The organism is Rhizobium sp. FKL33, assembly GCF_005222915.1.
GTDB lineage: Bacteria > Pseudomonadota > Alphaproteobacteria > Rhizobiales > Rhizobiaceae > Rhizobium_E.
Genome location: NZ_STFX01000056.1, coordinates 1 through 23898 on the forward strand (window position 1 = coordinate 1; position 23898 = coordinate 23898).

At 60.5% G+C, this 23898-nt stretch carries 16 protein-coding genes and 3 pseudogenes; 15 read left to right on the forward strand and 4 right to left on the reverse strand.

Annotated features, from left to right (window positions below; all coding sequences use genetic code 11):
- Positions 1-365 (forward strand): IS5 family transposase (locus E8Q41_RS24850; RefSeq protein WP_137158265.1); only part of this gene is annotated, 365 nt, incomplete at its 5' end.
- Positions 366-578: 213 nt separating this feature from the next.
- A complete protein-coding gene (locus E8Q41_RS24855; protein ID WP_137158266.1) occupies positions 579-1133 on the forward strand; it encodes a hypothetical protein in 555 nt (184 codons plus the stop codon).
- 505 nt (positions 1134-1638) lie between these two features.
- Here the strand turns inward: E8Q41_RS24855 and E8Q41_RS26045 are convergent.
- On the reverse strand, positions 1639-4746 hold the full coding sequence (locus E8Q41_RS26045; protein WP_137158267.1) for a hypothetical protein: 3108 nt from the start codon (positions 4744-4746) through the stop codon (positions 1639-1641).
- A 417-nt stretch (positions 4747-5163) separates the two neighbouring features.
- Here E8Q41_RS26045 and E8Q41_RS24865 point away from each other — a divergent pair, with 417 nt between their 5' ends.
- The 13 genes and pseudogenes from E8Q41_RS24865 (at position 5164) to E8Q41_RS24930 (ending at position 21647) form a co-directional block, all read left to right on the forward strand.
- Positions 5164-5784, forward strand: a complete 621-nt coding sequence (locus E8Q41_RS24865; protein ID WP_137158268.1) for a LysE family translocator — start codon at positions 5164-5166, stop codon at positions 5782-5784.
- Between the two features lie 447 nt (positions 5785-6231).
- On the forward strand, positions 6232-7812 hold the full coding sequence (locus E8Q41_RS24870) for a winged helix-turn-helix domain-containing protein (protein WP_137158269.1): 1581 nt from the start codon (positions 6232-6234) through the stop codon (positions 7810-7812).
- A gap of 397 nt (positions 7813-8209) precedes the next feature.
- The gene (locus tag E8Q41_RS24875) at positions 8210-11389 is read left to right on the forward strand and encodes an FG-GAP repeat protein (RefSeq protein ID WP_137158270.1); all 3180 of its coding nucleotides are present in this window, start codon (positions 8210-8212) and stop codon (positions 11387-11389) included.
- Positions 11390-11510: 121 nt separating this feature from the next.
- Positions 11511-11792 (forward strand): annotated as a pseudogene (locus E8Q41_RS26200) (CAP-Gly domain protein); the annotation flags it as partial.
- 119 nt (positions 11793-11911) lie between these two features.
- A complete protein-coding gene (locus E8Q41_RS24885) occupies positions 11912-12979 on the forward strand; it encodes a TIGR03032 family protein (RefSeq protein ID WP_137158271.1) in 1068 nt (355 codons plus the stop codon).
- Between the two features lie 713 nt (positions 12980-13692).
- Positions 13693-14121: a heme-binding protein gene (locus E8Q41_RS24895; protein ID WP_137158272.1), complete on the forward strand. Its 429-nt coding sequence runs from the start codon at positions 13693-13695 to the stop codon at positions 14119-14121.
- 136 nt (positions 14122-14257) lie between these two features.
- On the forward strand, positions 14258-15157 hold the full coding sequence (locus E8Q41_RS24900; RefSeq protein ID WP_170976609.1) for a LysR family transcriptional regulator: 900 nt from the start codon (positions 14258-14260) through the stop codon (positions 15155-15157).
- A 108-nt stretch (positions 15158-15265) separates the two neighbouring features.
- Positions 15266-16066, forward strand: coding sequence for an alpha/beta hydrolase (locus tag E8Q41_RS24905; protein ID WP_137158274.1), 801 nt, complete (start codon positions 15266-15268; stop codon positions 16064-16066).
- A complete protein-coding gene (locus E8Q41_RS24910; RefSeq protein WP_137158275.1) occupies positions 16063-17613 on the forward strand; it encodes a bifunctional 3-(3-hydroxy-phenyl)propionate/3-hydroxycinnamic acid hydroxylase in 1551 nt (516 codons plus the stop codon). Before E8Q41_RS24905 ends, E8Q41_RS24910 begins: the two co-directional genes overlap by 4 nt.
- A gap of 12 nt (positions 17614-17625) precedes the next feature.
- Positions 17626-18459 carry a fumarylacetoacetate hydrolase family protein gene (locus E8Q41_RS24915; protein WP_137158276.1) on the forward strand — a complete coding sequence of 278 codons (834 nt, stop codon included), beginning with the start codon at positions 17626-17628 and terminating at the stop codon, positions 18457-18459.
- Positions 18460-18461: 2 nt separating this feature from the next.
- Complete coding sequence (locus E8Q41_RS24920) at positions 18462-19355, forward strand: VOC family protein (RefSeq protein WP_137158277.1); 894 nt, start codon at positions 18462-18464, stop codon at positions 19353-19355.
- A gap of 26 nt (positions 19356-19381) precedes the next feature.
- Positions 19382-20401 carry a quercetin 2,3-dioxygenase family protein gene (locus E8Q41_RS24925; RefSeq protein WP_170976610.1) on the forward strand — a complete coding sequence of 340 codons (1020 nt, stop codon included), beginning with the start codon at positions 19382-19384 and terminating at the stop codon, positions 20399-20401.
- A 79-nt stretch (positions 20402-20480) separates the two neighbouring features.
- Positions 20481-21647 (forward strand): MFS transporter, encoded by a 1167-nt coding sequence (locus E8Q41_RS24930; RefSeq protein WP_137158279.1) that lies wholly within the window; start codon positions 20481-20483, stop codon positions 21645-21647.
- A gap of 645 nt (positions 21648-22292) precedes the next feature.
- On the opposite strand, the pseudogene E8Q41_RS24935 reads toward E8Q41_RS24930, so the two are convergent.
- The 3 genes and pseudogenes from E8Q41_RS24935 to E8Q41_RS26060 form a co-directional block, all read right to left on the reverse strand.
- Positions 22293-23261: pseudogene (locus E8Q41_RS24935) on the reverse strand (IS630 family transposase).
- Between the two features lie 156 nt (positions 23262-23417).
- Positions 23418-23621, reverse strand: a pseudogene (locus E8Q41_RS24940) (transposase); the annotation flags it as partial.
- Between the two features lie 35 nt (positions 23622-23656).
- On the reverse strand, positions 23657-23898 hold a 242-nt coding region (locus E8Q41_RS26060), incomplete at its 5' end, for a hypothetical protein (RefSeq protein ID WP_246660317.1).

Here is a 23898-nt window from a genome sequence, read left to right on the forward strand (position 1 = left end):
ACGGAATGGGACGGCCGTTGCTTTTGCTGCTAACGGCGGGCCAAGTCAGCGACTACAACGGCGCGCGGCAGTTGCTCGAGCGCCTGCCGCGCGCCAAGGAACTGCTTGCCGATCGTGGCTATGATGCCGACTGGTTTCGCGATGGCTTGAAAGACAAGGGAATTTCGCCCTGCATTCCACCACGCAAGAACAGGAAGAATCCACCCTCCTTCGACGAGACCCTCTATAAACAAAGACACCGCATCGAGAACATGTTCGGTAGGATAAAGGACTGGAGGCGCATCGCAACACGCTATGATCGATGCGCGCACACCTTCTTCTCCGCAATCCTCATCGCAGCCACATGCTGCTACTATCTCGATTAATGAGTCCTGAGCCTAATCTCGACCTGGCTGGAACAGGCGGGAGCCGGAAACGTCATCGTCGCCGCACTGGACCGGCTCACCACTCTCAAAGACGATCTTTCCTCACCCGATCCGTTCCGCCGCCGCGATAGCATCCGCCTGATCTTCAAGGCGATCACGATCTCTCCCAATGACATCCGATTCGACATCAACCGCGACGCGCTGATCAAGGCTTTGATCCCTGAAGATCAACAAGGCGTCGCAAAACCAACAATCCCCACCGACGATCCCCAGGATGACAAAACCTCCATCATCACCGTGCCGATGACCATGAAGCGCCGCGGCGTCGAGATGCGGATGGTGGTTCAAGCAGGCGCGGGACGAGAGCCGGATCAGGCGCTGATCGATCTCATCGCCAGATCGCACATCTATCTCAACCGCCTCACCAATGGCTCAGCATCATCGATCGCCGAACTCGCCGATCAGCTCGGGGTGCATCGCGCCGATATCAGCCGCATTCTGCCGCTGGCCTTCCTGTCGCCGCAGCTGACCGAATCGATTCTCTCCGGTCGTCAGCCGGCCGATCTCACCGTCCGCACCCTCTCACGGCTGGTGGATATTCCTGCGAGCTGGGCGGAGCAGGCCACTCTGCTCGGCGGGAAAAAATACCACGACACTGTCCTAAACGATCATCCGCAGTCCGCGACCTCAAGGCGCGGGCTGTCTCCATTGCGGGCGGACGTATCCAGACCACCACGCCCACCCGGCAAAATTAGTGGACGCAGGTGAGGGCCGACAGAGACTGCGGCCGGGAAAGGGCGGAAAGAGAGGAGATATGGCCAGCCGTCTGGCGGAGATATAGAGACAGCAGGCACTAACCCACGAAAATGTCGTGTCTCTTTGGAACAGTGCAGTTTCGGCGAGTTCTGGGAAGTAAATTTGGTGGAGTAGCCAGTTGCACCAGTTTCGGTCTGGAAACAGGCGAAACTCTCGGGGGCTGAGGTTTCAAATATAGCTCGAAAAATCAAATAAATAGGCGAGTTCCGAGTTTTTGAGCCCATGCAATGCCGCCAGAAAACAGGTCAAACCGTTGTCGTTATCTGGGATCGGATTGCTGTTCCGTGAGATAAGGTTGCCGCTAGCCGAACTGGCTTTGCAGTTTTTCGCCATGACATTGTGACTGGACGGGTGGCCGTTGCCGCCCCACGTATGCGCATTGCCGCAAACCGGACCGCCTTTGCACTATTCCGAATACGGATTGCAATTGTGGGAAATCGGTTGCCAAACTGGCTATCTAAAGCACAAAGTCCGCCGCCTCGAAGTTCACGAGTTTGTCGATGTGGATGCCAAAATCCGACGTCTTGTCGCCGTTCACATCGCCATAGACATAGGTATCGGAACCGCTCCTGACGAAACGCAATTCACCGGCCTTGCCGTGATAGCTGTCGGCGCCGATGAACGAGAACGCCTGGTTGCCCGATGCCTTGGTGTTGGCATCGATCGCCGAAATGTCGATCGTGTCGGCGGCGGCGAAATCGAAGATCGTATCACGACCGAAACTCGCGGTCGTGGAATCGAAGATCGATTTGAAGACGAACACGTCCTTGCCTTTGCCGCCATGTAAATCATCTGCGCCGCCGGCGCCGTAAAGTGTATCATTGCCCAAGCCGCCGATCAGGACGTTGGCGCCGCTATTGCCGGTCAGCGTGTCGGAATGGCCCGAGCCAGTGAGGTTTTCGATCGAAACATACTTGTCGCCTTTGGCGTCCCCGGTGTTGATCGCAGGTTTGGCGAGGCTCGCCGTCACTGCTTTGGATCCGCCGGCATAAGACGCCGTGTCTGATCCCGCGCCGCCATCCAGGCGATCAGCGCCGCCGCCGCCGATCAGCGTGTCGTTGCCAGCAAGGCCGTAGATCACTTCGACGCCGGCAGTGCCCTTCAGCGTCTCTGCTTTCGAGGTCCCGGTGATTGTGTCCGTCACGTCCGTCAGGTCGAAGGTGAGCGTATTGCCGCTCGACGTATTCTTGTTGCCGCCGGTGTTGCCGCCGCTATCGACCAACACGAAGTCCACTGAAGCATATTTCGTGCCGAAGCCGTTCTTGTCGCCCTTGAAGGTCAATGTGTCCAGCTTTGCGGCGCTGATGGTCTGTCCCTCGACAACCGCCTTGCCGGCAAGCATGAGATCGCCATTGCCCGTGATGCTTTCGATAATGACTTTCGAAAGAGTGTTGGCGCCGTCGTCGGCTGTGTCCGCAAACCCGAATGTCTCACTGGAAAACGTGAACTCCGTATCTTCTTTGACGGTCAGGCGGGCGTCTTTCCCCTCGGGGGCGTCATCGACAGAGGTAACGTCGATTCTAAGAAAGTTGTATGTGGCGGACGCGTTCTCCCCGCCGTTGCTTGTGTCGCCGTCATCTGCGAGTTTGAAGCCTGTCCAAAGCCTGTATTCTCCGTGTTGATTGGCTTCGGGTGTGAAAACAAGCTCGTCGATATCGGTCACGGCGATGGTGATATCAGACGTATATCGCTCGCCCTTGAACGTCATGTTCGACCAAAAGTCGTAGGCAATGGTGATCGCCGCCAACTCATCCGGCCGCACAGCGTCGTCCGGGTCGGAGAAGCCGAAATCGGAGGCCCTGAACCTGTAGGGCGTATCCTCGGCGATCGTCGTCGTGAAGTCCTCGCCAGTCGGAGCGCTGTGGACAAAGTCGACCGTGAAACCGACCGTATTCGGCGAGGCGTCGGTATCGGCGCCGCCATTCGGCGTGCCGCCATCGTCCTGGAGCTGGAAGGTGAAGCTGTCGCCGCCGGCATTGACGGAAGCAAGATCGGGTGTCCAGACGAGCTTGCCGATGTCGGCTGCCGCAACCGACTGGCCTGCAGAGACGGCGACGCCGTCGAGCGTCAGGGATCCGGTCGTGGTCACCGTGGTGATGATGACGGCCTTCAGGCTGTCACCATCGCCATCGGCAAAACCGAAGTCGGCGGCGGTGAAGGTCTTCTGGTCCTCATCCCGCAGCGCGAAGCTGGTGTTGTTGCCGGTCGGCGCGTCATTGAAAAGCTGCTCGAAGGTAAATGTGTTCGGGCTCTGGTCGGTGTTCTGGCCTCCGCTGAGCGTGCCGCCGTCATCAACGGTCTGGAACGTGAAGTGGCCGAGCTCCCTGCTGCCCGAGGCGCCGCTGGTTGGCGGCGTGTATACCAATGCGCCTAGATCCGCGGCGTCGATGGACTGTCCGGCGCTGACCGCATGACCGTTCAAGGTCAGGGTTCCCTTGTCCGGAAGCGTGGTGATGACGATCGCTTCAAGCTGGTTTCCGTTGCCATCGGTAAATCCGAAATCGGCCAGCGTGAAGGTATGGGTCTCGAGGTTGCTGTCGAGCGTGACAGTGTTGTCGTTGCCGACGGGAGCGTCATTGGTAATATGGATTAGCTTCTGGTGAATATCGCCCGACTGCGATCCCCAGGCGACGACGAACCCTCCGTCATCCAACGCCCCAACCGTAGGCAGCCTAATGTAGCTTTCGGTGGTTATCGTAATCTGGTCGCCATTCTTGCTGCCATCGGCGTTGTACACCTGCGCCAGTATGGCATGCACATTGGCGAACCCTGCATCCGCCCAGACGATGACGAACCCGCCGCCGGCAAGCTGAGTGACGTCGGCCGCATCAAAGGTGCCCTGGGTGTCGACCCGAAACTCATCGCCGACAGCGGAACCGTCCGCCTCGAAGATGCGTGCGTAGGTCTTGCCAAAATAGCCCTGCTCGAGCAGAGACCAGGTCACGATAAACCCGCCGCCGGCGAGGGCGGTTACAGACTGAAACCGTTGATCCCCGGTCGCAGTGCTGTTGATCTGATACTCGCCGCCGATCTTGACGCCGCTCGCGTCGTAGACCTGCGAAAAGAGGCCGTAATCGCTGCCGTCTCCGGCTCGCCAGGAGACAACCCATCCTCCGCTCGCGAGTGCTGTAACCTTACTCATGCTCTGGTCATCGGCTGTGGTGGTGTTGACCATGGTTTCACTGCCGGTCTTCACGCCAGTCGAGGTATAGCGCTGCTGCCATATCCCGTTGCCGCTGCCGTCCGACGACGTCCTTGTAATGATCCAGCCGCCATCGGAAAGCGCCGCGATCGACGAGTTCACGCGGGTCGAAACGACCGAGCCATTTGTCGTCACCGCGGCGGACACATAATCGGTCAACAGCAGCTGGCTGGCCAAGGTAACGACGTCGCCATCCGTGGAGCCATCCTCGTTATAGGCCTGATAATACCAATCCGGTCGATTGTTGACGTTATATTGCCAGACGACGATCCATCCACCCCCCGGTCTGGAGATGATTGTGGGGTCCGATTCCGTGCTCTCGTTGCTGGCAACAACGATTACCGAACCTGATGAAACAGTCATGGCGCGCCCCTCGATCGACTTGAACTCAGCCCAGCGCATAGCAACCGATTGTTTGCAGAATATTTGAAACCGGGAGGAAGTTGCGCGACCATGTCGATTTGCTGCGATTTCCGATCCCGGCCACGCGATCGCCAAGCGGTAAAACCAAAGGCTTGATGGGCCTATCACTCCTCTCGATCGGCGCATCTACGGCTGACAGGCGACGATCTCCGGTCCAACCCCGCCGGCGCTTGGATCGTCATTCGGCTCCAGCCTGAACCCGCTCCTTCAAGTCCAAATGATCTTGCGGCATATTTTTCATTTTCAAATTTTGTCCAAACAATCGCCTGTTAAGGCCCCTCGGAGTGGGGTTCGCAGGGCCGGAACGCAAATCCAGGTCGTCGATACCCTAACCCCAGTCCTCCGGAGTTTGCCGACATGCACCCGACCAGTTTGTTCGCCTATGCCATCACCCTCTCAATCGCAGCCATTATTCCCGGCCCGAGCGTGACGGCCATCGTCGCGCGCGCGCTTGGTTCCGGTTTGCGAGAGACCCTCATCATGGGTCTCGGGTTGATACTCGGCGATGTCATCTATCTCACGGCCGTCATTCTGGGTTTGGCATTCCTCGCCCAGACCTTCACAACCGCCTTTCTGATCATCAAGATCTTCGGCGCTCTCTATCTTGGCTTTGTCGCCTGGAAGCTCGGGACATCGGGCCTGGTGACAGAGGACGTGGAGGCGGACCGAACCAAGACTGCTCCCGGGTTGGTCTTGCTTTCAGGTCTGCTGATAACGCTTGGAAACCCGAAGTCGATGCTGTTCTATATCGCGCTCGTCCCGACACTCATCGACCTCAGCGCCGTCGGCGCGCAAGAATATGTCGTTCTATTGGGGGTCACCTTCGTCGTCCTGTCGTCCGCGCTTCTTCCCTACGTGCTGCTCGCGTCGCGAGCACGTCGGATCTTGCGTCGGCCGAATGCGTTGATGCTTCTCAATCGCGGAGCGGCGAGTATACTTGGGGTCACCGCCGCCTATATCGCACTGCGCCCGGTCTGATGGCGATGCGATCATCGCGGATTTCCGGGTGTTCGCTCGGCTCGGCCGCCAATGTCGGGTCAACGGGATCATGGCTGTAGGAAGACAAATTCCCGCGCCGATCGTTGTGACTGAGAGCAAAGATTTGGGTGCAACAGGCGAAGCGTCAGTCGCGGCATGATGCGAAGGGGTCGTCATGCAAAGGCATGGTTGAACGTGCAGATCGTTACCTGGCGCCTTCTTAACTCACGCGGCTGTGGCGGCCGTCAAATCGGAGGCGACCTCGCACTCCGCTTCGCCACGCATGTTCCGTTATATCAACGGCTTTCTTCTCTGATGGCGCTATAGTATACGAATTGTCAGGACGTAACATTATTTCATCCAACCCGTACAAGCTGGGGCCTCTGCGCCACACGGCATCACCTGTCCGGCCTTGGAATCGGCGATTATTGCGGTCGTATTTGAGGGGTGAAGCAGGTGCACGAATTTGGAGACCTCAAAATTGATGCGGCCTGCATGTTCGCCCATCACAAGGGGCGCACAATTCAATTCACCCGCAGCGAGCGGGCCCTGCTGAATGTCCTGATGAACAATCCGCGCCGTCTCATGACCCGCAGCCGTCTGCTGGACGAGATCGCCACCACCTCTGATCCATCAGACCGCAGTATCGACTTTCTCGTCAATCGGCTGCGGTCGAAACTCGGCGACAACGCCAAGTCTCCTTCCTTCATCGCGACACAGTATGGCGAGGGATACATCTGGGTCGCAACGCCGTCTCCAGCCGCGCCGATCGAAGTTTTCCTGGTCATCGGCCCGACCTCCGATCTCGAAGGCCATCCGTTCCGCAGGCAGGCTTTGTTGTTGATGGATCAGCTTCGGGAGGCGATCTCCGCCGGACTTGGTGCAGGGCGGAAGGTTGCCAGTTCGAGTGACCCGTCGAATGTCGTCCATGAAAAGGCGCGCTACTCCCTTCAGGTGAGCTTCCACGCAAACCACCAACGCCTGAATTGCGTGGCCGCTTTGCGCGAGATGCCGTCGAAGCGGATCATGAAGACGTTGAGGTTGCAACTCGACATCCATGACGATGCGTCATTGACAAGCGAAGCCTCCCGCATTTCCGGTGACGTTATCGATGCTCTGGTTCAGGCGCTGAAAAACGTCTCGACAGGCCTCGGAATAGCCGAGGACGAAGCGATCGACGAGCGTTTTCAGAGCGCTTCAAGGCTGTTGTCTGTCGCAAATCCGAAATGGCTGGCGAGTGGTCATCAGCTTGGAAGGATCCGAGAGCAGAATCCACATGATCCCGACGCAGCGCTTCAATGGTGCCTGCATCTGTTCTCGAAGCTTGTCATGACCGAACCATTCACCGGGATGAGCCTGGAAAAGCGCGACAGAATCGAAACCGAAATCGAAGATACGGTGCTGGAATGCCTGCCCATTATCGAAAATAATCCCCTGTTGATGCTGGCCGCAGCCAAGCTTCTCTATTTCATCAACCGGGGCCATCTCGACCTCGCCGCAGAGATTGCCGAGCGCGCCGTGCCGCCAATGCAGGATTTCACCGCAGGCCTGCCGCTTCTCGGTCAGTTGAAATATGCCCGGGGACGCTATGACGAAGCGGTCAAGCTGTTCGACCGCGGCATCGACATGGCAGCGCCCGACTCGGAATTTAACTGGCATATGCGGGTGTTGAAATGTCTCGCTCTTGTGGCCGCGGGACATAGCGGCGTCTCGGCAGCGCAGGCCACGGACATAGACAATTTTGGCCCGGGCAGTCCTCGCGAAATCAACCTGATGCTCGGGTGGATGACCGCGTCTGCAGATCGACCTTTATCACCCGCCTCGGAAGCGGCGCTGCAGGACCTGGGCGCCACAGGCGCAGCCCGAGGGTTGGAATATCTCTATTTCAGCTCGGCCCGACACATCCAGTTGGAGACAGGCCGCGCCAATGTCATGCGCAGCATGATGTCCCATGTATCGCGATTGTATGGCAGTCAGGCTATTCCCGACATCGTTCTGCGTGGCGTCGGGGCAACGGTATCACCCTGAGGAAACTTTTCGCAATTCTCAAATATAGCGCGCAAAACTGGCGGTGAGCAGCCGGACTGTCGATCAGTACGACGATGTCAAAATGTGTTTCGGCGCGCTCTTTGACCCCACTATAGGCGTCGAACGGTGACCCCAGGCTGTTGATTATCACTCCGATTTAAACCACTTTTTCATTTCGGAGGGATCCGCCTGCGCTACGAGAAAATTTTGGCGATCAAAGATATAGCTTCAGTTAGGTGGTGCGCCGCGAAATGAAAAAAAGGGGTCAACTCCAGCTGAAATTCAACACACTGTCGATCTGATCGAAAGCTGAGCCAATAGGTTGCTGCCTTCTTCCTGTTTCGATATAGATCTGTAGCTTCTTTTAACTATATTTTTTTGGCGAGAGACGGTGCGCGTGAGAACAAAGTCAAAGGCATTCGATCACGGCGCCATTTCATCTGAAGGCCCGATTTCTACACGATTTGAATCCGATGCCTTCGACCGCAAGGTTGTCACTGGCGGCAAGAATAGCGAAAAGCTCAACGGCAGCAGTGGCAACGACAAGATCGATGGCGGCGCTGGCAATGACACCATCAACGGGCTTGGCGGCGATGATACGTTAATCGGCGGCGTCGGCAATGACACGGTCTCAGGTGGCAACGGCAATGACGTCATCAACGGCGGCAGCGGCAAGAACCGGCTGTCTGGGGACGGCGGTAACGACCGGGTCACTGGCGGCAAGGATGCCGACCGGATCGATGGTGGCGCGGGCAATGATAACATCAAAGGCCTTGACGGCAATGATGGGCTCAACGGCGGTGACGGAAACGACACGATCTATGGCGGCGGCGGCAACGATGTCATTAACGGCGGCAGCGGCAAGAACCGACTATATGGCGACGGCGGCAATGACCGGATCACCGGTGCCAAGGATGCCGATCGGATCGATGGAGGCGCCGGCAATGATACTTTGAACGGCGGAGCCGGCAACGACACGCTGATCGGCGGCGCTGGTCAGAACAAGCTCTTCGGTGGCAGTGGCGTCGACACTGCCGTCTTCACAGGTGTTGTTACGGACTATACGGCGTCCTATGACGTCGATGGTCGGCTGATCATCTTCAAGTCGGGCAGCGAGGCGCTACTCGACAAGACCGTCGAACTGATAAAGTTCGGCGACACGACCATCGACCGTCGAATTGTGGAGATGCCTATCATCATCTCCGCTACGACGGCCGATGGCGATGTTGTTTCCGGCGCGACCACCACCGACTCGACGCTTGTCCTCAACGGCACATCCGATCCGTTCGCCCGCATCGTCGTCTATGACGGCAAGACCAAGATCGGCGTGGCCGTGGCCGGCGCCGATGGACACTGGAGCTTCGATGGCGCCCGCTCAGCGCTGTCGAACGGCGCGCATTTGTTTACGGTGACCGCCAGCTACGGCGACGACCTACCGGCCACGACAAGCGCGGGCGCGACATTCACCATAAATGCGGCGTCCTATATGGTCGATTTGACCACACTCTCACCCAGCCAGGGTTTCGTGATCGAGGGCGAGGCAAAAGACGACGGCGCCGGCTCTTCCGTTTCGTCGGCGGGTGATGTCAATGGCGATGGCTTCAACGACATTATCATCGGCGCGAACGGCAACGACCGCGGCGGGTCTACCGCAGGTGCGGTCTTCGTTGTCTTCGGCAAGGCGACGGGAATCGATGTCGATAGCAATAATGTGTTCGATCTCGCAGGACTGACAGCCGACAAGGGATTCATCATCAAGGGTGAAATGGCAGGAGACTTGGCCGGCAATTCCGTGTCATCGGCGGGCGATGTCAATGGCGACGGCTTCGACGACATCATCGTCGGGGCGCGAGATAACGACGATGCCGGCGACAAGACAGGCGCCGCCTATGTGATCTTCGGCACAGCATCGGGTTTTGGCGCCGCTGTTGCAGGCCAGCGTGTGGTTGACCTGAGCACGCTCTCTGCCAGCCACGGCTTTATCATCAAGGGAGACACGGTTGGCGACCAAGCCGGCTGGTCGGTCTCGTCCGCCGGCGATGTCAATGGTGACGGTTTCGGCGATATGATCGTTGGTGCGCCTTATGGCGACGACGGCGGTGACAGCGCTGGCGAGGCTTATGTGATTTTCGGCACCGCGTCCGGCTTCGGCAGCAAGGTTGCCGGCCAGCGCGTGATAGACCTCAGCACGCTGACGGCCAGCCAGGGTTTTGTTCTCCGGGGTGGTCAGTCGCCCAGCAAGAATGGTCCCTATGGTAGCGATACCGGCGCTTCGGTCTCGTCAGCGGGCGACCTCAACGGCGACGGCTTCGACGACATCCTCGTCGGCGCCCCCCTGGACTCCAACGATGACCCCGACCCGAACGACTACAGCGGAGGCTTCGGCAGGGCCTATGTAATTTTCGGCACGGACTCCGGTTTCGGCACCGACGTGGCGGGGCGGCAGGTGATCGATCTCCTGACTCTTCAGGCCGGAGAGGGCACATATCTTGCGGGCAGCTCAGGCGAAGGTGTGGGCAGTGCGGTCTCGTCAGCGGGCGATGTCAACGGCGACGGCTTCGACGATTTCATCGCCGGCTCAGTCAACACCGCCTCCGTGGTGTTCGGCGGAACCGAACTCGAATTTGGTTTTCGCATCGTCGACAACTACTCAGATACTATCGTCCACGCCAGGGTCGCTTCGGCGGGCGATATCAATGGTGATGGTTTCGACGACCTGATTGTTGGCGGCGCTGCGAATAGCAAGACCGCATACCTGGGCGGCCAGGCTTTCGTGATTTTCGGCGCTGCGTCCTTTTCCGGCGATGTCAACGTTCGCTCGATGACGGCCAGTCAGGGGTTCATCATACAAAGTGACACGGCGTATGACTCTGCGGGCTTTTCGGTCGCATCTGCCGGCGATATCAACGGCGACGGCTTCGACGACCTGATGGTTGGCGCCGTTGGCGCCGGTGCCGGGGATGAGGGCGCGGCCTATATCCTGTATGGCGGCGCGTTCGGTGGTGACACCACGCCGATCGAACTCACCGGCACGTCATCTGCGGAAATCCTGATAGGCGCGGCGGGCAACGATTCACTTGCCGGCAATGGCGGCGCGGACGTCTATCGCTCCGGCGCCGGCAACGACCATATCGTCATAAAGGATGCGGGATTCCAACTGATCGACGCAGGCACGGGTAAACGGGATGTCGTCGTCCTCGATGGTGGTGGCTTTACGCTGGATGCCCGCAATTTCTCCAACGCTCATCTAACCGGCATAGAAGGCTTCGACCTCACGCTAGGCAACAACACGCTGAAACTCGCCGCCGTCGACGTGTTCCACTTCTCCACCGATAAGAACGGCCTGTTCACCGCCACCAGCAGCCATAACAGCCTCGTGATCGATGGCAATGACGGGGATACGCTACAATTGTTCGACACCGGAGCGGCGAATGGAGTCTGGGAAACCGCCCGGTTGAACCGCAATCTCGATGGCACGGCGGGTGGGGAATACACGTTTGTCAACCTAGTCGAAAACGGCACCGACCGAGTGCTGGCCTCGATCGCAGTCGATCACGACATGACATTGGTCTTGTGAGTTTGAGCAGCATCTGGCGGTCGCCGGTTGCGCCCGCTTGACGCAAACGCGCGCTTCCTCATATCGAACCAGCCTGCAGCAAGTTTTAGAAAGCGCCGCCAGTGGCGACCGGGGGACCGCGATGAACGATTTCTATGTCGGCCAGCAGGGTCGTGTGTATCTGCGACAAATTCAAACGTGTCTCGATGGACCAATTCATCCGAAAACGGTGGATATATACGATCCGCTGGGTCGGTATGTACAGGCATTTGTCGATGGCGAATTCCTTGGGGTCAAGCTTGCGTAGATCCATCGCGGCGATGACGACTGTCCGGAGGGCTATGGCGCAGCCGACATGTCCTATCGAGCTTCCCGGCTCCGGCTACTTGTCAAGGACCGGATCGGTTTGCTGAGAAAGCTGCTGCCCAACGAGTCCGGATGTGCTCAGGAAGGAAAAAAACAAGGTGCCCGTGAAGAAGAAAAAGAAAATGTAGCGGCGGCCTCCGCCGGCGCCAAAGACGTTAACGTTCAGCAAAGTCGTTCATGAAAAGCACACCCGCACCCTCGGTCAAACTCGAACTCTTCGCATCCCGCCAGTTCGTCTCCTGGCTCAAGGAGGCAGGCTGCTCGATCGCACTCTCCACCTATCAGTCGGGGAAGGTCCTGTTCATCGGAGCCAATTCGGAGACCGACAGGATTTCGGTCTTCGAGCGATCGCTCGATCGGCCGATGGGCATGGCGGTCAGCGGCAACAGGTTGGCGATCGCCTCGCTTTATCAGATCTATACGTTCATCGACGCGCTCGGCGAGGGCGAGAGCACAAAGGGCGCGGACGCCGTCTATGTGCCGCAGATGAGCCATTTCACCGGCGACCTCGATGTCCACGACATGGGCTATACGGCGGATGGCAAGCTGGTCTTCGCCAACACGCTGTTCTCCTGCATCAGCGAAGTTTCCGAAACGCATTCCTTCAAGCCACTCTGGAAGCCATCCTTTATCTCGCGGCTGGCCGCCGAAGATCGCTGCCATCTCAACGGGCTGGCGATGAGGGATGGCCGGCCCGCCTATGCGACGGCGGTCGGCAAGGGTGATATGGCCGACAGCTGGCGCGACGCCCGCGTCGAGGGCGGCGTGGTGCTGGATGTCGAAAGCGGCGATATTGTCTGCCAGGGCCTTTCCATGCCGCATTCGCCGCGCTGGCATGACGGTCGGCTCTATGTGCTCAATTCCGGCCAGGGTGAGTTTGGCAGGATCGATCTCGTCTCGGGTAAATTTGAGCCGATAGCGTTTCTGCCGGGTTATGCGCGTGGTCTTACTTTTTTAGACCATCACGCCGTCATCGGCCTCTCTGCCCCGCGCGAAAACCGCACCTTTCATGGCCTGCCACTGCAGGATCGTCTCGACGCGCAGGGCATGAAGCCACGCTGCGGAGTGCAGGTCGTCGATCTCGGGACCGGCGACGTGGCGCACTGGCTGACCATCGAAGGCATCGTCACAGAGCTCTACGACGTAATCGCGCTTGCAGGCCGCAGGTCGCCTTCGATGATCGGCTTCAAGTCCGACGAGATTCGCCGGGTAATTTCAATGGATGGCCCGGGCCGAAGCCTTTAAGCGGTATGTGTTGATTTTCACATCAATTTGATCCACTTTTTCATTCAGCAGGGGTCCACCTAAACCGCGAGAAATTGTTGGCGATCAACAGAATAATTGCAATTAAGTGGTCCACCGCGAAATGAAAAATGAGCCAAATCCAGCTGAAATTCAACAGCCATTCATGATGGGGAGCAACAGGCGATTGTCTCCCAGGATCTCTTCGATGCGGTTCAGGCCGAGATCTCCGAGATCCGTACTGCGGGCCGCCGCGGACGCGGCGCGCCCGACATCCATCTGCTCAACGGCATCGCCTTTGACGAAACCAGCGATCGCCTGAGCCCCTCAAGCGCGGCAAAGGGGTTGAGACGCTATCGCTATTATTTCTCCCATCGCCTGCAAAAGAACTCCAGGGGCAAAAAGACGGATGGAGACTTCCTGCAGGCGAGTTCGAGCGCATCGCGCTCAGCCAGGCCAACACCGTTCTTGAGAATGCTGCCATAATCTCGACCTGGCTCGAACAGACGGGAGCCGGAACCGCCATCGCCACAGCATTAAACCGACTCGACGATCGATCTTGCGCTATGGCCTCGGCTCGCCGCCTGGCTGCGCAACTGCCTTCATCGCCCGGCCGCCAGCGATTGGCAGGCTGTCAGCTTTTCAATTCCCCGCCCGCCGACGGCCCTCGGCATGCTTGCAATGTTCGTTTGAACACTCTCCTGAAGAACGACATCTTGGTTCTGCTCACACTCGATAAGGCTTCGAAAATCGTGGACGCCGCTCTTGCGGAGGCAAGGTCGCGCAGTTTCGCGCCGCTTGCGGTCGCCGTGCTCGACGCCGGCGGCCATCTCCTCGCCTTCAAACGCGAAGACGGCGCCGGCATCCTGCGCTACGACATCGCCTTCGCGAAAGCCTGGGGCTCCCTCGGCATGGGGTTTGGCTCCCGCGAAATGACGGCCCGCGCCGCCAAGCATCCCGTCTTCATCGACGCGCTGACGTCCATCAGCGGCGGCAGGATGGCCCCGTCTCCCGGGGGCGTGCTGATCGCCGATCCCGCGCATGGCGTGATCGGCGCAGTGGGGATCTCAGGCGATGTCGGCGACAATGACGAGATCTGCGCGCTCGCCGGAATCAGCGCCGCCGGATATGGTCCGGCAGCCTGATCGCTACGCGGGCGGTGATCCTCCCGCAGATCGGCGAGATCAATCCGCCAAGAGTGAGGATTGTTGTACTCATGGGATTGCGGGGGCGGCGGACAGGCGATTCGTCGGCCCCGATGCCTCTCAAGGAGAAGCCCCCATGAGCCTCGATCCGCGCAATCTCTCCATTCTGCTGCATGTCGCGCGCAGCGGTTCGTTTACCGCGGCGGCGAAGGCGCTCAACATGTCGCAACCCGCCGTGTCGATCGCCATCGCCCAGCTCGAAGACCGCGTGGGAACACAGGTCGTCATGCGCGACCGGAAAGGCGCGACGCTGACCGAGGCCGGGGCGCTTTTGCTGAGGCGGGCCCAGGCGATCGAGAATATTTTGCATTCCGCCGAGCAGGAGGTGGCGGGCCATCGCGAACAGATCGACGGACCGCTGAAGGTCGGCGGCACGCCGGGGGCGCTGGTCGCGCTTGCGCCGCCGCTCATCGCGCGTCTTGCCGTCGAGGACCGGGGGCTTGCGGTGCAGGCAGTCGAGGCGCGCGACGAGGATCTCGCGCCGATGCTGCGGATGCGCGCCATCGATCTGGCGCTCTGCACCGCGAGCCGTGAGGAGCCGCCTTCCGACATCATCGAAGTTCCGCTTCAGAGCGAACCTTTCCTGCTTTTGGCCGCGCCGGACAATCCCATGCCGGATCAAGGCGTCTCCATCGCCGAAGCCGCGATCTTTCCATGGATCCTGCCGCTGGCCGACGGGGCGACGCGACGGCAGCTGGAAGCGGTGTTCCTGAGCGCGGGCGTCGCCCTTCCCAAAACCATCCTACGATGCGACGCGCTCGCGACCATGAAGGACACGGTGCGCAAGGCCGGCTTCCTCACCCTGTTGCCCGCTTCGGTGGTGGACACCGAGATCAAAGCGGGCCTCATGCGCGCCGTGCCGCTGCTCGACGGCCCGCCGCCGCGCCGTCTGGCGATCTGGCGGATGCGAGGCGATGATCTGAGCGCGCCGGCCGCACGATTTATCGCGGGCGCTCAGGCTCTCTCTTCGCCTTAATATAAATCCAGCTTATGGAATTGCCATTTATCATTATTTGACGGATGGTTTCGGCTTTTGCAGAGTGCCTGTCATGACGCTGCGGTGGAGCGCGGCGGAGGAGACGACATGCATTCCCAAATCCAATTCGGCGCCGCTGACGGCGCTCCCCTGTTCGCCGATGTCTACCTGCCCGAAGGCGCTGGACCACATCCTCTGGTGATCGCCGTCTCGGGCGGCGGCTGGCTTCGCGGCGACCGCCGTTCGCTCGGCGGCTGGGCCAAACTTCTGGCGCGCCACGGATTCGCCGTCGCCAGCATCGATTACCGCCGGGCGGTCAAAGGCCCCGCCTTTCCCGGCAATGCCGAGGATGTCGCTGCAGCGGTGACGTATTTCTCCGACAACGCTGTCGAACATGGCCTCGACGCCGGACGCATTGCGCTGCTCGGCGCTTCGGCCGGCGGCCATCTCGCAGCGCTGGCGGCGCTGTCCCCGCGCTTCTGCGGGCCGAGCCTGAAGGGGCTCGCCTGCATCTATGGCGTCTTCGATCTCTTCGCGCATTGGCAGGCTGACCTGACGCACAACGCCGGGCCGGGAAACGACAAGACCAGCCGCATGCTGGGCGCGACGCCGTTTGAGGCGCCGCAGCTCTATCACGACGCGTCTCCTCTCCGGCAGATCACCTATGACAAGGCGATGCCGGTGTTTCTGGCCTGGGGCCAGAGTGATCGCGAAGTCCTGCCGGCACAGTCGGAAGCCTTCGCGGAAGCCCTGCGTCAAGCGCGCTTTGCGGTTCGCACCTATGAAATCGCCGATGCTGGACATCTGTGGTTTTCCGAAGAAGACATTTCCGATCCGACCAGTCATTGCGCCCGGCTCGCCCCTGAACTTCTCCGTTTCTTCAAGCGCATTTTCCAGGTGACGGCATGAGCGCAACTGTCGATGTCGCGGTGGTCGGTTGCGGCCCGGTGGGCGCTTTCGCCGCCAATCTTCTCGCGAAAGCCGGCCTGTCGACGCTGGTCATCGATCGGGACGACGCACCCTACAGCCTGCCGCGCGCGGTACATTTCGACCATGAAATGCTGCGTCTGCTGGAAGATGTCGGCCTGCTTGCGCCGATTGCCGACCTCATCCGCGCCACTGACGGACATCTGCATATCGGCGCCGATCACGGGGTGATCCGCTATCTCAGCGCCGCCGGCAAGCCGAAGCCCTTCGGCTACGCCAACGATTATTTCTTCTATCAGCCCGAACTCGAAGAGGCGCTGCGCGCTGGCCTCGCCCGCTATTCCCATGCAGAACTGCGTCTCGGCGTCGAACTGGTCGGCCTCACGCAAACTGAAGGCGGCGTGCAACTGCGCTTCGCTGGCGGCGACAGCGCAACAGCGCGCTGGGTCATCGGCGCGGACGGCGCGCGCAGCACGATCCGCAAGGCGCTGGGCGTCAAGCTCGACGATCTCGAATTCGAGGAGCCCTGGCTCGTCGTCGACGCCGAAGTCGAGGGACCGATTACCTTCCCGCCCCTGAGCGGCGTGCCAGCGGAGGCGGATCTGCAGCGCCTGTCGGTGATGATGTGCGATCCCGCCCGTCCCGCGACCATCGTTCCGGGCCGCGGCAAGCATCGGCGCTGGGAATTCATGCTGCTGCCCGGCGAAGACGATTCCGCGATGGCGGAAAGAGCCGGCGATCTCGTGCGGCCATGGGTGGCGGATGCGCCGCATCACATCATCCGCGCCGCGACCTATCGCTTTCACGGCCTTGTGGCGGAACGCTGGCGGGTGGGCCGCGTCTTCCTCGCCGGCGACGCAGCGCACCAGACCCCGCCTTTCTTCGGCCAAGGCATGTGTCACGGCATGCGCGACGTCGCCAATCTCGCCTGGAAGCTCGCCATGGTCGTCAAGGGCGAGGCGGGCGAAGCGCTTTTGGACAGCTACCAGACCGAGCGCGACGCGCAGGTGCGTTATGTCATCGGCAAGGCCATCGAGGCCGGGCGCTATATCTGCGTGCTTGACCCTGTGGAGGCAGCGGCGCGCGACGCCCGCGTCAGGGCCATGGCCGGCATCAAGACGGCGGCCGAACTGATCGCGCCGCTCGTCTCCCCCATCATCGGTCCGGACGCCGGCGAACGCTTCATCAACCCGCCGATCGACAATGACGGACGCCTGCTCGACGCCGTCTGTGGCGGCGGCTGGCGGCTGCTGGCGACCGGAAAAGCTGATCTGACCAACAGCGCCGAGCGCGTTCTCGACCGGCTCGGCGCGCGCCGCCTGATCATCGGCCGCGACATCGGCGATTTCGAAGGGTGGCTCGCCGGATGGTTCGAAAGCAAAGGCGCGACCTTGGCGCTGATCCGGCCGGATTTCTACCTTGCCGCGGTCGGTTCTGCGGGCGAAGCATTTTCCGCCGACATCGACAGGCTCGGCGCGGCGATGACCCTGGCAGTTGCGACTGTCCCGACGACAGAAGACGTTTATTGAGTGGAGACATGCATGCGGTTCGTCAGTTTTGAATATCAGTGGGGCGCGTCCTGGGGACGCGTGGAAGGATCAGAGATCATTGATCTCGGCGTGGGCGCAGGCGCGCCACGCGACTTGCGCTCGGCGCTCGCCACCGGCGGCCTCACGGGCTTCACCGAAGGCCCGCGCCTGTCGGCGGCCGCAGTCCGGCTCCTGCCGGTCATCCCCAATCCCTCGAAAATTCTCTGTGTCGGGCATAATTACGAGAGCCATCGTCAGGAAACCGGCCGCGCCAAGGTGGCCAACCCTTCCATCTTCACCCGTTTCGCCGACACGCTGGTCGGCGCCGGCGATCCGATCGTCCGGCCGCGTGTGTCCACCAGCCTCGATTACGAAGCCGAACTGGCGATCGTCATCGGCAAGGGCGGACGCGCAATCGCCGAACAGGACGCCATGGCCCATGTCGCGGGCTTCGCCTGCTTCAACGACGCCTCTGTCCGAGACTGGCAGTGGCACACCCAGCAATTCATCCCCGGCAAGAATTTTCCGGGCACCGCGCCGTTCGGGCCGGAACTCGTCACGCCGGACGAGATCGCCGATCTGGATGCGGTGGTGGTGCGTGGTCTGCTGAACGGTGTGGTCATGCAGGAAGCGCCGGTCGCCCATATGCTGTTTCCGATCCCGACGATCATCGCCTATGTCTCGCAATTCACCCCGCTGTCGCCTGGCGACGTCATCGCCACGGGAACGCCGGGCGGCGTCGGGGCCAAGCGCGAGCCGCCGGTCTGGATGAAGGCCGGCGACGTCTTCACCGTCGAGATCGACGGGGTGGGCACGCTTTCGAGCCGAATCGTGGACGAGGCGTAGCCATGGCGACGACATTTCCCATCACCGGCCTCAGAAGCGTGGAGCTCATCGCGAAGGACCTCGCCGCGGCCGCGGACTTTTACAGCGGCCCCTGGGGTCTCCAGGAGGTCGGGCGCAGCGCCGAGAGCGTCTGGCTCGCGGGCGACGGCGTCGATCCCTATCTGGTGCGGATCGACGCGGGCTTGGTCGACGCAATCCATTCTGTTACGTTCGCCGCCGCCGAGGACACCGATCTTGCAGATCTGCGGGCGCGCATGCTGGAGGCGGGCGCGACAGCCGAGGGAGACATCGGCGCAATTGCCGACATCGGCGGCGGATGGGGTTTTGCAGTCTGCGACACAGCCGGGCGGCGCTACCGCGTCGTCCAGGGCGCGGAGCAACGCATACCCATAGATTCCGGGACGAGCCGCCCGGGCCGCCTCGCCCATGTCAATATCAACACGACCGACGTGCATCGCGACATCCGTTTCTTCGAGCAGGGGCTGGGCTTCAAACTGACCGACCTGTCGAGCACGATGGGCTTCGTGCGCACCAATGACGATCACCATGCGGTGGTGCTGGCGATCAATCCGGTCGATACGCTCAATCACATCGCCTTCAATCACGATCACTGGGAAGACGTCATGAAGGCGGCCGGCCGCATGTGCGACGCGGGCCTCGGCATCGCCTGGGGGCCGGGCCGTCATGGCCCCGGCGCCAATGTCTTCACCTATTTCGTCAATCCCTTCGGCTTTGTGGTCGAACACACGGCCGAAGTCCTGCTCGTGGACGACAGCTACAAAGTGGGCGGCCCCGAGGACTGGATCTGGCCGAAAGGCCGTGTCGACCGCTGGGGCATCGCCCCGCCGAAGACCGAGGAATGCAAGAAAGCGCAACTGGCCATCCCGTTCGTCTGAAACGGCGCGAGGAGGAGGAGAAAGACATGCTCGACACGGTTTCCCACAACAAGACCGCAGCCGCCGCCAAGGCCTATGTGCTGCGGGAAGGAGAAGGCCAAAGCCTTCTCGTCGCCGGCCAGACGATCCGGGTGCTGGCGGGGACGGAAGAAACGGCCGGTGGCTTCGGCGCGGTGGTCTGCGAGGCCACCTATGATCGCCAGCCGATCCCCATGCATTTTCACGAGCGCGAGCACGACACCTGGTTCTGCACGCGCGGTCGCCTGCAGATCTGGTCGGACGGCCAGTCGCGCATCCTGACCGACGGCGATTTCGCCTATGTCAAACCCTATGGCGTGCATTCCTATCGCTCGGTCGCGCCGCGGACCAGCTTCTTCGGCGTGGTCGCGCCCGGCGGCTGGGAAGGCTTTTTCAGCGACGCCGGCGAGGAGTGGACGGAACCCGGACTGCCCGAGGCCAACAGGCCGTTCGACTTTTCCCGCATGGGCCCGGCCATGGGCAAATACCGCATCATGCGGGTGCCGGACGCCGTCTATGCCGACGCCTCCAATGGCGACGCTGTCGACCGCGCTCTGCCCGAAGCGCCTGCTTCCTATGTCCTGCAGGCAGGCTATGGCGACCGTCGCCGGCTCAATGGCCATCTCTCGACGCTGCTCCTGTCGCGCAAGATCAGTGACGGCGCGGTCGACATGCGCACGATCGAGGCGGGCCGCGGCGCGGCGATGCCGGCGATTAGGCATGCGCGGACACATGTCGTGCTCTACCTTCTCTCGGGCGCGCTGACGCTGACGCTGACGCTCGACGGCGAAACCCATGCGCTGAACGCGGGCGACTGCGCCAATATTCCCGCCGGCGTCGCCTATGCGACGGAGGTGACGGGCGGACATGCCCGCTGGATTCTAAGCGCCGCCCATGATGACGGGCTGGAATTCTGGGACGCGCTCGGCGAACCCTCCGAGCAATTCGTCCAAAGCAATCACGGCGATCTGGCGGCGTGCAAGACGGCGTTTGCGCGCCTCGAAGGGATCGACGCGGCGCTCGCCTAGCCGCACCAAATGACAAGCGGCCGCAAAGGAGGGATTGCGGCCGCCGGATCAATGCAGAAACAAGCCATGGGAGGAAAAGATGGCGATCACGACTTCAAGATGGGGCGCTGTGGCGCTCATCACAGGGCATGTGGCGGGCATGATCGATCTCGCCGCCTTGCCGATCTGGGTCGACACGCTGGTCAAGGGCTACGGCTATCGGCCGGCCATGGCCGGCGCCTTGCCGACCCTGTTTCTCACCGGCGCGGTCATCGCCTCCATCGCCTTGTCGCGCGGCTTTGCGGGCAGGACGGGACGGTTGCTTGCGCCGCTCGGCTTCTGGGTCGCCTTCGCCGCCTTCTTCGCAATGTCCTATGTCTCCGGCTATGGCTTTCACCTCGCGCTGCATCTGATCGGCGGCGTAGCGGCCGGGGCCGCGTTGTCCAAGATCCATGGCGCGATGGGCGTCAGCGCCAATCCGCACCGGATCTTCGCCTATGCCGGCATCGGCTTCGGTCTGTTCTCGCTCATTTTTCTCGGCGGCGTCCCGCAATTGGTTCATGCGATCGGCCCCCACGGCTTTTTCTATGCGACCGCCGGCGCTATGCTGGTCGCAGCCCTCGCGACGACGCTTTTCATGCCCGCCGAGACCGCCGCCGAGAATGTTCCGGATCTCAAGCAGCCGCTGCCGCAATCCGTGCGGCTGGCGATTGCCGGCATCATGGGCATGGCGCTGGTGCAGGCGATGGTGTTCAGCTTTGTGGTGCAGGTAGGCGGCGCCAGGGGTTTTGCGGCATCTCACATCGAACTTGTGCTGATCGCGTTGGGCGTCGTCAATCTTTTCCCGCCAGCTTTGGCCGCGGTGCTGGAGAGGCGGCTGCCGGCTCTGGCGGTGGCCCGGACGGGAGCGCTCCTTCAGGGTCTTCTGGCGCTGGCTATCATGACCTCAACCATCTTTCCTCTATTCGCTGCGCCCGCGATCTTATTTGCCGCGGTGATGATCTTTACCCATACGTTTGTTTTCGGTTTCATCGCCAAGCATGAACCGACCGGCCGCGCAGTCGCCACGACGCCCGCAATGTTGATGACAGGGTCCGCCCTGGCCCCATTCATTGGCGGCGCTCTCGTGGAAACCTTTGGCTATCCCGCCATCGGTGTTGCTGGCGTAGGCATTGCCTTACTTTGCATCGGTCTCTTTGTTCTGGCAGGCAACTCAAAAACTGGATTCGATGTGAGATCACACGTGTCGAAAGCTAAGGTCGTGTAGGATATGGAGTTGCAAATTTAAGTATATTCAATATCTGGACGTGAACACTGAGGTGAACAAGCGATCCAGCAAAACCTGAATGTGTTGATTATCACTCCGATTTAAACAACTTTTTCATTTCGGAGGGATCCGCCTGCGCTACGAGAAAATGTTGACGATCAAAGCTATAGTTTCAATTAGGTGGTGCACTGCGAAATGAAAAAAAGGGGGCAAATCCAGCTGAAATTCAACAGGCGGCGGCTTTTTCAAAGTCACGCGCCCGGCGGGATCTTCTTGTGGGCTGAAGGAACGGCAGAAGTGGCCGGAAATCCGTTGACAGTTCTTGCTGCTTGACCCATGCGCATGGTGCGCTAATGAAAATTACAACCATGACAGCCTCCACCGTGCGGGCTACCAATGAAACCGCCGATAAACTGGGTCGTTCCAGCGTCTAGCAGGCTGTTGAAAAAGCCTCTCGCCAGATATGTCTGCGGATGATTCACTGAGTTCGACAGGATTCGGGGTGATGGCATGCGTGGCGGCGATGTTCGGACGGGTGAGCTTTGTGTTTCGGCGCGGTCTTTGACCCCACTATAGGCGTCGAACGGTGATCCCAGGCGTTCTAAAGAAAAACAAAGTCACTCAGCATGTTAGAGCAGATTCGACTTATTCCGGGTCATAACCTGCGGCTTCGAAATAGTTGGCGCATTCGTCTGGTTTGAAGGCTTTAAGGCATGCTGCCACGGCGGACCACAGTTCATCGATCGTTCGAGCGGCGGCCTTCCTCAACAGGGCCTTGAGTTTGGAGAAGGCCATTTCGATGGGATTGAAATCGGGCGAGTAGGGCGGCAGGTAAAGCACTCTGGCTCCGGCGTTTTCGATCACGTTTCGCACGCCGGCGATCTTATGGGCGGGCAGATTGTCCATGATCACGCGACAATGCGAGCATTGCGCTGATGTCGCCGGGTTCCAGCGTCGGCGCAAGCACCTGATCGACGTAAGCAAGGAAGGCAGGGCCGGTCATCGGGCCGTCCAGCAGCATCGCCGCTGTCATGCCGTTCAGGCGCAGACCTGCCGTGAAAGTGGTCGTCTTCCAATGCCCATGCGGCACGGACGCCCGGCATCGATCGCCTTTCGGGCTGCGACCACGAAGCCGGGCCATCTTCGTCGAGGCAGCCGTTTCATCGATGAAGATCAGTTTAGCGGGGTCGAGGTCTGGCTGGTTGTCGAACCAGTCCCTGCGGGCGCGCAGGACATCGGCGCGTTGCTGTTCGCTGGCATGCGCCGTCTTTTTTTGAACGTAATGCCGCGCTTGTCGAGGAACATCCAGATCGTCGAGCCGACGACCTGGACCCCGTGTTGCGACATCAGCCTTTCGGCGATCTCTGCCAGTGTCATGTCCGGAGCGTCCTCGATCAGCCCGAGGATGAAGCCTTCATACGGGTCCAGCTTGGAGCGTGATGGCTGGCCCTGCTTGCGTGCGACCGTCTCACCGGTCTGGCGACAGCGGCGATACCAACTCCCCGCCGTGGCGATCCCTATGCGAAAACGTCGCGCCGCCTCCCGCGTCGATAGGCCCTCTTCGATCGCTGAAATCACACGGCTGCGGAGATCGGAACTCAGGCTGCGAGACATCTTCATCCTCCTGGCATATCACCACGACAATGAATCAGATCGCGTCATAAAGGGGAACCCACCGACTCAGGGTTCTGACAAAATGCTCTAGTTTGCAACAACTGGGGTCATTCTTCCGCGCCGAAAGTGGTCAAAGTTCCGCGCTTAATCACAGCGCAGCATCCGCCACTGGCAACCGGTCGTGGCGATGTAAAGCAGGGCGTTGACGACCTCCCGCAAATTCGTGCTGCGCGGACGACCAAGGCGACGGTGTCCGGGCAGAAAAGGTTCAACCAGCGCCCATTCTCGATCTGTCATATCGCTTGCGTAGCGTCCGGTTCGCCGGGCATAGTGCCGACGGGTGATTTCGCTCCAGGCCATTGTGAACTCCATCGAACCTCGCAAATCCGAAGGAATCATAACCTCTTGAAATCACCCACCTCTTTTTGAGGCAGCCTTTGAGACTTTCCTTTATAAAGGCCAGAAAATTGACAGGTATGGTGGTGGGCCCTGGTCACGGTTCTTCTCTCCTCAAGGCACGCCCGATTTTGGGCGAGCGTTGCCACCAGGGACAGTTGGGCAGCAACTTCGGACATTCGAGGTGATGAAACCCTTTCCAGTTCAATCGGGGCAGGTAGCACCCGCATTCGGGCAAATT